The 13,748-nt window shown below is 52.9% G+C and carries 9 protein-coding genes; 3 read left to right on the top strand and 6 right to left on the bottom strand.

Annotated features, from left to right (window positions below):
- Positions 1–24: 24 nt before the first annotated feature.
- From ACX3P5_RS06080 to serC, 6 genes are all read right to left on the bottom strand, one after another.
- Positions 25–2,280 carry a DNA internalization-related competence protein ComEC/Rec2 gene (locus ACX3P5_RS06080; RefSeq protein WP_458968416.1) on the bottom strand — a complete coding sequence of 752 codons (2,256 nt, stop codon included), beginning with the start codon at positions 2,278–2,280 and terminating at the stop codon, positions 25–27.
- A gap of 202 nt (positions 2,281–2,482) precedes the next feature.
- A complete protein-coding gene (gene ihfB, locus ACX3P5_RS06075; protein ID WP_003849360.1) occupies positions 2,483–2,767 on the bottom strand; it encodes an integration host factor subunit beta in 285 nt (94 codons plus the stop codon).
- A gap of 82 nt (positions 2,768–2,849) precedes the next feature.
- Positions 2,850–4,523: a 30S ribosomal protein S1 gene (gene rpsA / locus ACX3P5_RS06070; RefSeq protein WP_031376639.1), complete on the bottom strand. Its 1,674-nt coding sequence runs from the start codon at positions 4,521–4,523 to the stop codon at positions 2,850–2,852.
- A 108-nt stretch (positions 4,524–4,631) separates the two neighbouring features.
- A complete protein-coding gene (gene cmk / locus ACX3P5_RS06065; RefSeq protein ID WP_233984731.1) occupies positions 4,632–5,318 on the bottom strand; it encodes a (d)CMP kinase in 687 nt (228 codons plus the stop codon).
- Between the two features lie 196 nt (positions 5,319–5,514).
- On the bottom strand, positions 5,515–6,801 hold the full coding sequence (aroA, locus tag ACX3P5_RS06060) for a 3-phosphoshikimate 1-carboxyvinyltransferase (protein WP_458968415.1): 1,287 nt from the start codon (positions 6,799–6,801) through the stop codon (positions 5,515–5,517).
- A gap of 82 nt (positions 6,802–6,883) precedes the next feature.
- Positions 6,884–7,969 (bottom strand): 3-phosphoserine/phosphohydroxythreonine transaminase, encoded by a 1,086-nt coding sequence (gene serC / locus ACX3P5_RS06055; RefSeq protein ID WP_336754956.1) that lies wholly within the window; start codon positions 7,967–7,969, stop codon positions 6,884–6,886.
- A 313-nt stretch (positions 7,970–8,282) separates the two neighbouring features.
- Here serC and ycaO point away from each other — a divergent pair, with 313 nt between their 5' ends.
- The 3 genes from ycaO to pflB all read left to right on the top strand — a co-directional run bounded on the left by ycaO (position 8,283) and on the right by pflB (position 13,628).
- The gene (ycaO, locus tag ACX3P5_RS06050) at positions 8,283–10,046 is read left to right on the top strand and encodes a 30S ribosomal protein S12 methylthiotransferase accessory factor YcaO (RefSeq protein ID WP_458968414.1); all 1,764 of its coding nucleotides are present in this window, start codon (positions 8,283–8,285) and stop codon (positions 10,044–10,046) included.
- 368 nt (positions 10,047–10,414) lie between these two features.
- Positions 10,415–11,275, top strand: a complete 861-nt coding sequence (gene focA / locus ACX3P5_RS06045) for a formate transporter FocA (RefSeq protein ID WP_233984735.1) — start codon at positions 10,415–10,417, stop codon at positions 11,273–11,275.
- A 70-nt stretch (positions 11,276–11,345) separates the two neighbouring features.
- Complete coding sequence (gene pflB / locus ACX3P5_RS06040) at positions 11,346–13,628, top strand: formate C-acetyltransferase (protein ID WP_458968413.1); 2,283 nt, start codon at positions 11,346–11,348, stop codon at positions 13,626–13,628.
- Positions 13,629–13,748 lie beyond the last annotated feature (120 nt).

Below are 13,748 nucleotides of genomic sequence, written 5' to 3'. Positions count from 1 at the left end.
CGCTGTTGGAAATAGCCGGCCATTCTACCTGGATTCGCGTTTGACGCCAAACCACTGATGGTACCAACGGGGCATTAATTGATCGCGCAGGCTGTAAACCGCAATTTTACCCTGTTGGATAGTGATGCTGATCTGGCCCGACTGACCGGTGTCGAGCCAGTTAAAACCGGCTCGCTGGTAATTTTCCAGCACGCTTTTTGCCGGCATATGCCAGGCGTTGTAGCGCGCCAGAGAGGCAAGTGCTGTTTTGCCCGCCGCGCTGCGCAACAACAGCGGGGTTGAGGACGTGCGGCTGCCGTGATGCGGCACCTGCAGGATATCGACCCTGAGACGCTGCTTCTCCAGCGCCACCAGCTGACGCTCCGCTATCGCCTCGATATCGCCGGTTAACAGTAATCTCACCTGACCATCATCGACGATGATGACACAGGAATCGTTGTTGTCGCCGCGGGTCGGCAGGAACAATGGCCAGAGAACGTCAAACTGGAGCCGGCCCCAGCGCCATTGCGTACCGCGTACACAAGGCAGATGGGCGTCGTTTGCCAGCGCGCTACGCACGTTAACCGTCGGCCAGCGCGCAGTTATCGCCGCAAGTCCACCGCTGTGGTCGAGATGTTTATGACTGAGGATGATCTGCTTCAGTCGCAGCTGCTTGCGCTCCAGCCAGGGGATAATCACCCGGCTGCCAGCGTTGTCGCTCTGCCAGCGCGGACCTGTATCATACAGTACCGCTTCATCGCCCTGACTGATCACCATACTTAAACCGTGACCGACATCCAGCATATCGATGCGCCATCCCGGCTCCTGTTTCGGCTGGCGACTCATGATTATCGCCAGCGCAATTGCACTGCTGCTCAGAGGCAGAGCGAAGAACAGCTGGGTTCGCCATAGAATCAGACCGCCCCATATCAACACCGCGAAAAAAACGGTGCCGTGCAGCGGCCACCAGCCTGGCGGCAAGGCTGCCAGAGACTGTAATAGTGCCCGTAACGACAGATCCGCAGCCTGCCAGAAGAGTATCGATAACGCAGGTAGAGGCAGCAGCATGGCGATAAGAATCAGCGGTACGGTAACGAATGACACCACCGGAACGGCCAACACGTTAGCCACCAGTGCAGTCAGGCTGAGACCATTAAAGATAGCCACCTGCAGCGGTGCCATCAGCAACAGCATTCCCAGCTGAAGATGCAGCAGCTGCAGCGGTAACCAGCGCCGTTGATGGCGGAATCGGCGGGAGAGCGGGAACCAGTGATACCAGATCAGCAGCATGGCGACAGCCAGCGTCGAGAGCCAGAAGCTTTCTGACAGCACAGTCAGGGGATCGAGGATCAACAGCAGCGCTACGCAATATGTCCAGACCTGCCAGCTATTGAGCTGAATGCTGGCAATGCGGGTGAGCGTCCAGAGCGTCAGCGCCAGCAGTGCGCGCTGTGCTGGCGGATGCGCCCCCGACAGCCAGGTGTATAGCACAGCAAACAGCCAGCTGAGTAACAGTGGAAAACCGTAACTGATATAGCGGGCCGGCAGCGCAAATTGCAGTCCGCGAGCCAGCAGCCAGCCGCTGCCTGCCGCCAGCGCAATGTGCATACCTGAAATCGCCATCAGATGAGCGGTACCGGTATCACGCAACAATTGACGCGTTTCGCGGCTCAAATCATCGCGGATGCCGAAGGCCAGAGCCTCTAATGTGGCATGTGACGGTAAGGCGGCTGTCTGTCTGCGGTGCCACAGGATGAATCGCCAGCGCCAGTCACACTGACTCTTATCCGCAACCTGCTGAAGAATGCGCCCCTGTAACGGCGTATTATTCGCCAGCGCAAAACGCTGAGCATCAAAATCGCCCTCATTCAGCCGGGCATGAACCGCCCGCAGTCGTAATCGCATTGTCCAGCGCTGGCCGGGACAATACTGTTCAGGATCGGCATCGAAATAGAGCCAGGCAAAACGAGGTGGAAACAGCCAGCGCTCGCCCTCTTTCAGCAGGTGAACCCTGATTTGCCTGCTCTCCTTTTTCAGTTCGACAATGCGGATGCTGTAGGTGGCTGGTCGTGCGGAATGATGCTCAATATCCCTGACCATTAACCTTGCATCGTTACAAGCCCATGCCAGTAGCAGCAGTGCGAGCCCGCTTATGCGCAGGGTTGGCAGACGACATTGCAGTAATACGATCCCTGTCAGCAGCAAACCCAGAATGCTTTCCCCGGCAGGAAGCCGGGCGATAAACAGTAAAGGCAGCGTAGCCATAATGCCCAGCCGGGCTACAACCATCCATGTCAGCATAATCACATCCATCCTGATGAAGAGACTTATTCTGAACGGCTGGAGGAGGCGTTAAAGCAGGTAATCAGACAGTCGCGAGCGGTATCGCATTAATTCGCCGGTGTTGCAGAACAGGCTGCACCCATCCGGATGTCAGCGCGGAAAAATAGCGGGCAAAAAAAAACGACACCCGGAGGTGTCGTTTGTCTGGTTCGGTATCGGCTTAGCCGTAGATATTTGCGCGATCGCGCAGCTCTTTGCCTGGCTTGAAGTGGGGAACGTATTTACCTTCCAGATCCACTTTGTCACCCGTTTTCGGGTTACGACCGGTGCGCGGAGCGCGATAGTGCAAAGAAAAGCTGCCGAATCCCCGGATTTCGATGCGTTCGCCTTGTGCCAGCGTTGTGGCCATGTGCTCAAGCATCTCTTTTACTGCATCCTCAACGACTTTCGCCGGTATATGAGTATGCTGTCCCGCCAGTCTTTCGATCAGTTCTGACTTGGTCATGTAACCTCCGGTTTATCCCTCTGGGAAAGTATGACAGCTTTTACCGAAACCGGGTGGTTGCCCACCCGGTGCTTCAGGTCGATTACTCGCCTTTAGCCGCTTTGAACGCTTCAGCCATAGCGTTAGAGAAATTGCCTTCTTCCTGTTTGGTGTTAACAGTATTGATGGCTTCTTTCTCGTCAGCCTGGTCTTTCGCACGGACAGACAGGCTAACCACACGGTTTTTACGATCAACACCGGTGAATTTGGCTTCAACGTCGTCACCAACGCTCAGAACCAGAGTGGCATCTTCAATGCGATCCAGTGAAGCTTCAGAAGCGCGCAGGTAACCCTCAACGCCGTCTGCTAATTCAACTGTAGCACCTTTAGCATCAACAGCAGTTACTTTGCCGTTAACGATAGCGCCTTTCTTGTTCAGCGTGATGTAGTTGTTGAACGGATCTTCTGCCAGTTGCTTAACGCCCAGCGAGATACGCTCACGCTCTGCATCGACCTGCAGTACAACGGCAGCGATTTCGTCGCCTTTTTTGTACTCACGAACGGCTTCTTCGCCGGTCGCGTTCCAGGAGATGTCAGACAGGTGAACCAGACCGTCGATGCCGCCGTCCAGGCCGATGAAGATACCGAAGTCAGTGATTGACTTGATTTTACCTTCAACACGATCGCCTTTGTTGTGCGTCTCAGCGAACTGCTGCCATGGGTTAGATTTACACTGCTTCAGACCCAGGGAGATACGACGACGCTCTTCGTCGATGTCCAGAACCATAACTTCAACCACGTCGCCTACGTTAACAACTTTAGACGGATGGATGTTTTTGTTGGTCCAGTCCATTTCAGACACGTGTACCAGACCTTCAACGCCTTCTTCGATTTCCACGAAGCAGCCGTAATCAGTCAGGTTGGTTACACGACCGGTCAGGCGGGTGCCTTCCGGATAGCGCTTAGCGATAGCCACCCATGGATCTTCGCCCAGCTGTTTCAGGCCGAGGGATACGCGGGTACGCTCGCGGTCGAACTTCAGCACTTTAACAGTGATTTCGTCGCCCACATTGACGATTTCGCTTGGATGCTTAACGCGCTTCCAGGCCATGTCAGTGATGTGCAGCAGGCCGTCAACGCCACCCAGATCAACGAATGCACCGTAGTCAGTGAGGTTCTTAACGATACCTTTGACTTCCATGCCTTCCTGCAGGTTTTCCAGCAGCTGATCGCGCTCTGCGCTGTTTTCGGATTCGATAACCGCACGACGTGAAACCACGACGTTGTTGCGTTTCTGATCCAGCTTGATCACTTTGAATTCAAGCTCTTTGCCTTCCAGGTGCAGCGTATCGCGCACCGGACGAACGTCAACCAGTGAACCTGGCAGGAACGCACGGATACCGTTCAGCTCAACTGTGAAGCCGCCTTTAACTTTGCCGTTGATAACACCGGTAACAGTTTCAGCGTCTTCGTAAGCTTTCTCCAGCGTGATCCAGGCTTCATGGCGCTTAGCTTTCTCACGGGACAGCAGGGTTTCACCGAAGCCGTCTTCCACTGCATCCAGAGCAACATCAACTTCGTCGCCAACCTGGATTTCCAGTTCGCCGGCTGCGTTCTTGAACTGCTCTGCAGGAATTGCAGATTCAGATTTCAGACCCGCATCAACCAGAACGACATCTTTGTCGATAGAAACGACGATGCCACGAACGATAGAACCCGGGCGGGTTTCGATTGTTTTTAAGGATTCTTCAAATAGTTGAGCAAAAGATTCAGTCATATTGATAATCTTCAGGATTCTTCAATTTAACGTCCATCTGACTTCATGTCGGATGGGGTTGTTTCACATGCCCGGCACCGGATCCCTGGTACAGGGTGATAAATTCAGTTAAGCCGTAATGCCCAGCTTTTCCCGGGCATAGTGTAGCGCTTTTTCAATGACTTGATCGATAGACATTTCAGTAGAGTCCAGAACCAATGCATCGCCAGCGGCTACTAAAGGCGCAATTGCGCGGTTACGATCGCGGTCATCACGCTCTTTTATCTCGGCTAAAAGGCGATCAAAGTTAACATTAAAGCCATTATCCTGCAACTGTAGCATGCGGCGCTGGGCACGCTCTTCAGCGCTGGCATCCAGGAAAATTTTGACCGGCGCATCCGGGAAAACCACGGTGCCCATATCGCGACCATCGGCGATCAGACCCGGCGCCTCGCGAAAGCCGCGCTGACGGCGCAGTAACGCTTCACGTACCCGTGGAAAAGCCGCCACGCGGGAAGCCGTGTTGCTGACCTCCTGGGTACGAATTTCGCTGGTGACATCTTCACCTTCCAGAATCACCTGCATCTCGCCATTTTGTGACACAAAGCGCACATCCAGATGTGCGGCAATCGGCACCAGCGCTTCTTCAGATTCGATATCGACCTGATGATGTAACGCGGCTAACGCCAGCACGCGATAAATTGCGCCGGAATCCAGCAGATGCCACTGCAAGGCTTCCGCCATTGCTTTGCACAGGGTCCCTTTTCCCGCACCACTTGGCCCATCGATAGTTATGACCGGGGCAGTTACTGTCATTATTCCCTCCTGTTGCTGCGCGCTTGTCGGCCTGTTGGCCATCGGTAATGACTAGCATTATACGATGCCCAACCATCCTTGGTTACCCTTTCGCACTGACGGTGTTAATAATTCCAGGTAAATCAGAGGATCTCTGCCGCAATACGGCCAGATAATATGAGGATTTCCGGTGCAGTAACGCACCGGAGATGAGGCATCAGGCTGGCTGGCTGATTTTTGCCAGCTGAGCGAAGTAGTCGGGAAACGTTTTCGCCGTACAGCCCGGATCAAGAATGGTAACCGGCGTATCAGAGAGCGCCACCAGCGAGAAACACATCGCCATACGGTGATCGTTATAGGTACCAATATCCGCATGAACCAGCGTCGCCGGCGGGGTAATGCGGATAAAGTCGTGGCCTTCTTCCACTTCTGCGCCCACTTTGCGCAGTTCAGTGGCCATTGCGCTCAGTCGATCGGTCTCTTTCACCCGCCAGTTATAGATATTACGCAACTGGGTGGTTCCCTCGGCGAACAGCGCGGTGGTGGCAATGGTCATCGCCGCATCCGGGATGTGGTTCATGTCCATATCAATCGCCTGTAACTTTCCGGCCGTACAGGCAATGTAGTCGTCGCCCCACTCAATCTGCGCGCCCATTTTTTCCAGTACATCGGCAAAACGGATATCGCCCTGCACGCTGTGGCGGCCAATCCCGGTCACCCGTACCGTTCCACCTTTGATAGCGGCAGCGGCGAGGAAATAGGAAGCCGAAGAGGCATCACCTTCAACCAGATAGTCGCCCGGTGACTGATAGTGTTGCTGTCCTTTGATCAGGAAATGCTGATAGTTCTGGTTTTCAACCTCAACGCCAAAGCAGCGCATCAGGTGCAGCGTAATATCGATGTAAGGCTTCGAAACCAGTTCACCTTTGATGCTGATACGGGTGTCCTGCTCAGCCAGCGGTGCAGTCATCAGTAGCGCCGTCAGGAACTGACTGGAGACGCTGCCATCCACGCTGACGTCACCCCCGATAAAGCCTCCACGCAAACGCAGCGGCGGATAATCCTGATTCTCCAGATACTCAATAGTGGCACCGCCCTGGCGTAATGCATCGACCAGATGCCCGATTGGCCGCTCTTTCATACGCGGTTCGCCAGTGAGTTCAATATCCTGCTGACCCAGGCATAACGCGGCGGCCAGCGGACGCATCGCGGTACCCGCATTCCCCAGGAACAGCGAGAGAGGCTGATCGGATTGCAACGGACCGCCCTTTCCCGTGACTTCACACACCCGGCGATCGCTGGAAAGCGTGTAGTTTACGCCCAATGCGCTAAGGGCATTCAGCATGTGCTTAACATCATCGCTGTCGAGCAGGTTGGTCAGACGGGTGGTGCCTTTAGCCAGTGCCGCCAGCAGCAATGCACGATTCGATACGCTCTTAGATCCCGGCAGATTTACCGTGCCGTTGACGCGCGCGATGGGTTGGAGAGTCAGGGAGTCCTGCATGTGAAACGAAATCCTCAAAAAATACGAAGACCTCGCCAACTGACGAGGTCTGGCATCAGCATTGATGCTGATATGTTATTAATCAGCCGTGACGGCGTTCAAAATCAACCATAAAATCGGTCAGCGCCTTAACGCCTTCCAGCGGCATGGCATTATAGATCGAGGCACGCATTCCACCGACGACCCGATGTCCTTTCAGCGCATGCAGTCCGGCCCTGAAAGACTCTTCAAGGAACAGCGCATCCAGTGTTGCATCAGCCAGCTGGAAAGGGATATTCATGCGTGAGCGGTTTTCTGTCGCCACGTCATTGCGGTAGAAACCGCTGTGATCGATCACGCCATACAGCAGGTCAGCTTTGGCCTGATTGATCCGGTCAATCTCAGCCACGCCACCCTTCTCTTTCAGCCATTTGAACACCAGGCCAGAAAGATACCAGGCAAAAGTGGGCGGGGTATTGAACATCGAGTCATTGTCCGCCAGCACCTTATAATCAAGGATGGAAGGTACCGAGGCCTGCGCCTGGCCTAACAGATCTTCACGCACAATCACCAGCGTTAATCCGGCGGGTCCGACGTTTTTCTGCGCACCGGCATAGATGACGCCATAACGGCTGACATCAATCGGACGCGAAAGAATGGTAGAGGAGAAATCTGCGACCACCGTTTTGCTGCCAAAATCAGGCTGTTCGTCGATCGCAATACCGTCGATAGTTTCGTTCGGACAGAAGTGCAGATAAGCAGAGTCGTCGCTGACGTCCCATTCCCGCATCGGCAGAATCGCACGTTTACCGTCACGTGTGGTTTTGACATCCAGGGTGCGTGGGGAGCAATACTTCTGCGCTTCTTTTATTGCGCTGTGCGCCCAGTAGCCGCCATCGGCGTAGTCAGCCGATGACGCATTGCCCAGCAGGTTGCCCGGCACAGCAGCAAACTGCGCACGCGCGCCGCCGTGGCAGAATAATACTTTGTAATTGGCCGGTATTTTTAGCAGATCACGGAAGTCCTGCTCCGCTTCTTCGGCCACCTGAATAAATTCTTTGCTGCGGTGACTGATCTCCATTACGGAGGTTCCCAGGCCACGCCAGTTTGTCAGCTCTTGTTCTGCACGACGGAGCACTTCAACCGGCAGCATCGCTGGGCCGGAGCTAAAATTATAAACTTGCGTCATTTCCCCTCACCACTGTCATATCGAACGGTTATGAATAACTTACCGGTTTTATCACTGCATCCTGATGGCTGCAATCATAAATCCGGTGACGGTCACATTTTCTGAATCCGTCGTGCCGGAGGTTATGTTACCAATGCAAACCAACACAAAATTTTGTGAGGCTTCGTCCAGCCTGCCGAATTGCCGTTTGGTCTGACAGCCCTGGTGATGAACACTAAGCCGGTAAAATTATCCCGCCTTGATAGCGGATCGTCGGCAAAATCCGTATCATTGCGCGCTTTACGCACCCTATGACAACTGAGAGAGCGGCACTATGACGCAAACATTTATCCCGGGCAAAGATGCCGCGCTGGAAGACTCCATCACCCGTTTCCAGAACAAGCTTCAGGACCTTGGTTTTAATATTGAAGAGGCCTCTTGGCTGAATCCTGTTCCCCATGTCTGGTCTGTGCATATTCGTGACCGCGATTGCCCGTTGTGCTTCACGAACGGTAAGGGGGCCAGCAAGAAAGCGGCACTCGCCTCTGCACTGGGTGAATATTTTGAGCGTCTCTCAACCAACTATTTCTTCGCTGATTTCTGGTTAGGAAAAACTATCGCCAACGGCGATTTCGTTCACTATCCCAATGAAAAATGGTTTGCGCTGCCGGCTGATGAATCTCTGCCAGAAGGCATTCTTGACCCGCGCCTGCGCGCTTTTTACGATCCGGATAATGCGCTGACCGCCGCAGAGTTGATTGATCTGCAGTCCGGCAATGTTGAGCGTGGCATCTGCGCCCTGCCCTTTACCCGTCAGTCCGATCAGCAAACCGTCTACATTCCGATGAACATCATCGGTAACCTCTACGTCTCTAACGGGATGTCAGCGGGTAACACCGCTAATGAGGCACGGGTTCAGGGGCTGTCAGAAGTTTTCGAGCGCTACATTAAAAACCGCATCATCGCTGAAGCCATCAGCCTGCCGGCCATTCCGGATGCCGTGATGCAGCGTTATCCTGACGTGGTCGAGGCGATTGCGCGCCTGGAAGCGGAAGGTTTCCCCATCTTTGCTTACGATGCCTCGCTGGGCGGAAAATATCCGGTCATCTGTGTGGTCCTGTTTAATCCGGCCAACGGCACCTGTTTCGCTTCGTTCGGTGCTCATCCTGATTTTGGCGTGGCGCTTGAACGTACCGTTACCGAGTTATTACAGGGCCGCAGCCTCAAAGATCTGGATGTGTTCACGCCGCCCACCTTCGATGATGAAGAAGTCGCGGAACACGCGAATCTCGAAACGCACTTCATCGATTCAAGCGGCCTGATCTCCTGGGACCTGTTTAAAGAGACGGCAGATTACCCGTTTGTTGACTGGACCTTCGCTGGCACCACGGAACAGGAATTTGCCACGCTGATGGCGATCTTCGCGGCTGAAGATCAGGAAGTCTATATCGCTGATTATGAGCATCTGGGCGTCTATGCCTGCCGTATTATCGTACCTGGCATGTCGGACATCTATCCGGCGGAAGACCTGCTGCTGGCGAATAACAGCATGGGCGCGGGTATGCGTGAAACCTTACTGGCTCTGCCTGACAGCAACTGGAATCCGGAAGAGTATCTGGATCTGATTGGCCAGCTCGATGACGAAGGCTTTGATGACTTTACCCGCGTCCGCGAACTGCTGGGCCTGGCGACCGGTAAAGATAACGGCTGGTATACCCTGCGCATTGGCGAGCTGAAAGCGATGCTGGCAATGGCGGGAGGCGACCTGGATCAGGCCTTGATCTGGACGGAATGGACAATGGAATTCAACAGTTCCATCTTTACGCCTGAACGCGCTAACTACTATCGCTGCCTGCAGACACTGCTTTTGCTGGCGATGGAAGATGAGCGTGACCCGCTGCAATATCATCATGCGTTTGTGCGCATGTACGGCACAGAGGCAATGCAAGCCGCTTCCGCAGCGATCAGTGGTGAAAGCCCATTCTATGGCCTTCAGGCGGTGGATGAGGAACTGAAAGCGTTCCCGGCGCACCAGTCTCTGCTGGCGGCCTATGAAAAACTGCAGGCTGCGAAGCGTCGTTACTGGCAAAGCGCATAATTCATCTGCGCTAAGCAGTAAAACAGGCTGACGCCCCGGCTGCCGGATCATCCGGAAGATGGGGCGTTATTTCTAAAAAACATTAGCGCCATTAAAATTTTTTTACGTCACAACACTTCATATTAATTAACATATCCGTTAACAATGAATGATAATCGCCGCTTGAAAAAGTGGAGCTGAACATTATCTTTAAAATATATTTGTATTTTTAAAATTTATTTATTTATTATTTTTCAAAGAATTATTCGTTTTTAACGCCTCGGATATTACTCATCGCCGCTGCCGCTCCGGCAAACATGATCCAAATCAATTACTGACCTATACTCCTTTGTTAGTATTTTTTCAGACAACTTCTGGAGTAAGTTAGTGTGAAAGCTGACAACCCTTTTAATCTTTTATTACCGGCTGCGATGGCGAAAGTTGCTGAAGATGCGGGTATATATAAAGCGACCAAACATCCTTTTACCACCTTCTTTCTGGCGATAAACGCCGGCATCTTTATCTCCATCGCATTTGTTTTTTATATCACAGCCACCACCGGTACCGCAGTAATGCCCTATGGCATTGCTAAATTGATCGGCGGGATCTGTTTTTCACTGGGTTTAATGCTGGTCGTGGTTTGTGGTGCCGACCTCTTCACCTCTACCGTGCTAATCGTTGTGGCCAAAGCCAGCGGACGCATCAGCTGGGGTCAGCTGGCCCGCAACTGGATCAACGTTTATATCGGCAACCTGGTGGGCGCACTCTTTTTTGTCGCATTGATGTGGTTTGCTGGTCAGTACATGGTGGCCAACGGCGCCTGGGGCTTAAACGTCCTGCAAACCGCTGACCATAAAATGCATCACACCTTTGTTGAAGCCGTCTGTCTGGGGATCCTGGCGAATCTGCTGGTTTGCCTGGCTGTCTGGATGAGTTATTCAGGCCGTACGCTCACCGACAAGCTGGTGGTGATGATATTACCGGTCGCGATGTTTGTTGCCAGCGGCTTCGAGCACAGCATCGCCAATATGTTCATGATTCCGTTTGCAATTGTGATTCGCGACTTCGCCGCTCCTGAGTTCTGGCAGGCGACCGGCACCACTGCCGCACAGTTCCAATCGCTCTCGGTGAGTAACTTTATTTTTGACAACCTGATTCCTGTTACCCTCGGCAATATTATCGGCGGCGGTGTACTGGTCGGGTTGACCTACTGGATCATCTATCTTCGCGATGGTGACCAGTCACATTAAATGCATTTTTGACGGCGCAGGCATCATCGGCGCCCGACCGTAAAGTCTCCTCATATAAGGCAGGTATATTATGACCGAACTTAATGCAAAACTGGCTTCAGCCTGGGAAGGATTTGCTGAAGGCGAATGGCAGAATAGCGTCAACGTACGCGACTTCATCCAGAAAAATTACACACCGTATGAAGGTGATGAGTCTTTCCTGGCGGGCCCAACCGAAGCGACCACCAAATTATGGGAAAGCGTACTCGAAGGCATCAAAATTGAGAACCGCACCCACGCACCGGTAGATTTCGATACCGACCTGGCGTCAACCATTACCTCCCATGACGCGGGTTACATTATTAAGCCACTGGAAAAAATCGTCGGCCTGCAGACCGAAGCGCCGCTGAAACGCGCCATCATTCCTTATGGCGGCATCAAAATGGTCGAAGGCTCATGCAAAGTGTATGGCCGTGAACTCGATCCTTCGCTGAAAAAAATCTTCACTGAATACCGTAAAACCCATAACCAGGGTGTCTTCGATGTTTATACACCGGATATTCTGCGCTGCCGTAAATCCGGTATTCTGACCGGCCTGCCGGATGCGTATGGTCGCGGCCGTATCATTGGTGACTATCGTCGTGTGGCGTTGTACGGCATCGATTTCCTGATGACGGATAAATTCTCTCAGTTCGCCTCACTGCAGGAAGATTTAGAGAATGGCGTTAATCTGGAAGCGACCATTCGTCTGCGTGAAGAGATTGCTGATCAGCATCGTGCGCTGGCCCAGATTAAAGAGATGGCAGCAAAATATGGCCATGACATCTCCGGCCCGGCGACCAATGCGATGGAAGCCGTGCAGTGGACTTACTATGGCTACCTGGCTGCAGTTAAATCTCAAAATGGTGCTGCCATGTCATTTGGCCGCGTCTCAACCTTCCTTGATGTTTACATCGAACGTGACCTTAAAGCCGGTAAACTGACTGAAGAACAGGCACAGGAACTGATTGACCATCTGGTGATGAAACTGCGTATGGTCCGTTTCCTGCGTACGCCGGAATATGATGAGTTGTTCTCAGGTGACCCTATCTGGGCCACTGAATCACTGGCAGGTATGGGCGTTGATGGCCGTACCCTGGTATCAAAAAGTACGTTCCGCTTCCTGAATACCCTCTACACCATGGGTCCTTCACCAGAGCCGAACATGACCATTCTGTGGTCTGAAAAACTGCCGATTAACTTCAAAAAATATGCCGCTAAAGTTTCTATCGATACCTCATCTTTGCAGTATGAGAACGATGACCTGATGCGTCCTGATTTCGACAATGATGACTACGCCATCGCCTGCTGCGTCAGCCCGATGATTGTCGGTAAACAAATGCAGTTCTTTGGCGCGCGTGCCAACCTGGCGAAAACCCTGCTCTACGCAATCAACGGCGGCGTGGATGAAAAGCTGAAAATGCAGGTTGGACCGAAAGGCGACAAAATCAGCGACGACGTGCTGAATTTCGACACCGTCATGGAGCGTATGGATCACTTCATGGACTGGCTGGCAAAACAGTACGTGACTTCGCTGAACATCATTCACTACATGCATGATAAGTACAGCTACGAAGCGGCACTGATGGCGCTGCATGATCGTGACGTTTACCGTACCATGGCCTGTGGTATCGCGGGTCTCTCCGTTGCTGCGGATTCACTTTCTGCGATTAAATACGCCAAAGTGAAACCGATCCGCGACGAAGATGGTCTGGCTATCGACTTCGATATCGAAGGCGAATATCCACAGTTCGGTAACAACGACCCACGGGTTGATGACCTGGCCTGTGATTTGGTTGAGCGCTTCATGAAGAAAATTCAGCAGCTCACCACTTACCGTCATGCCGTACCGACGCAGTCTGTCCTGACCATTACTTCTAACGTGGTTTACGGCAAAAAAACCGGTAATACGCCTGATGGACGTCGTGCTGGCGCGCCATTCGGACCAGGTGCCAACCCGATGCACGGTCGCGATCAGAAAGGGGCTGTTGCCTCTCTGACCTCAGTAGCGAAACTGCCGTTTGCCTATGCGAAAGATGGTATCTCTTACACCTTCTCGATTGTGCCGAACGCGCTGGGTAAAGATGATAACGTGCGTAAAGCCAACCTTGCCGGTCTGATGGATGGTTACTTCCATCATGAAGCCAGCATCGAAGGCGGTCAGCATCTGAACGTCAACGTAATGAACCGTGAAATGCTGCTGGACGCGATGGAGCATCCAGAGAAGTATCCTCAGCTGACTATCCGTGTTTCTGGTTACGCTGTACGCTTCAACTCGCTGACTAAAGAACAGCAGCAGGATGTGATTACCCGTACCTTTACACAGTCACTGTAATCACCGCTCCGTTCGATAAAAAAAGGCTCCGCAGGGAGCCTTTTATTCAAAGTCTGCTCTGTTGGTGATCTCCGTTGAGGTCACAACCAGAATCGATTTCCTGCCCTGAGCGCAACAGAG

The organism is Pantoea sp. S-LA4, assembly GCF_054482835.1.
This window is presented reverse-complemented; position numbering and strand designations above follow the sequence as displayed.

Bases quoted from the DNA above. Each gene is read 5' to 3' on its own strand.
- ACX3P5_RS06080 (WP_458968416.1), bottom strand. From the start codon at position 2,280: ATGCTGACATGGATGGTTGTAGCCCGGCTGGGCATTATGGCTACGCTG.
- ihfB (WP_003849360.1), bottom strand. From the start codon at position 2,767: ATGACCAAGTCAGAACTGATCGAAAGACTGGCGGGACAGCATACTCAT.
- rpsA (WP_031376639.1), bottom strand. From the start codon at position 4,523: ATGACTGAATCTTTTGCTCAACTATTTGAAGAATCCTTAAAAACAATC.
- cmk (WP_233984731.1), bottom strand. From the start codon at position 5,318: ATGACAGTAACTGCCCCGGTCATAACTATCGATGGGCCAAGTGGTGCG.
- aroA (WP_458968415.1), bottom strand. From the start codon at position 6,801: ATGCAGGACTCCCTGACTCTCCAACCCATCGCGCGCGTCAACGGCACG.
- serC (WP_336754956.1), bottom strand. From the start codon at position 7,969: ATGACGCAAGTTTATAATTTTAGCTCCGGCCCAGCGATGCTGCCGGTT.
- ycaO (WP_458968414.1), top strand. From the start codon at position 8,283: ATGACGCAAACATTTATCCCGGGCAAAGATGCCGCGCTGGAAGACTCC.
- pflB (WP_458968413.1), top strand. From the start codon at position 11,346: ATGACCGAACTTAATGCAAAACTGGCTTCAGCCTGGGAAGGATTTGCT.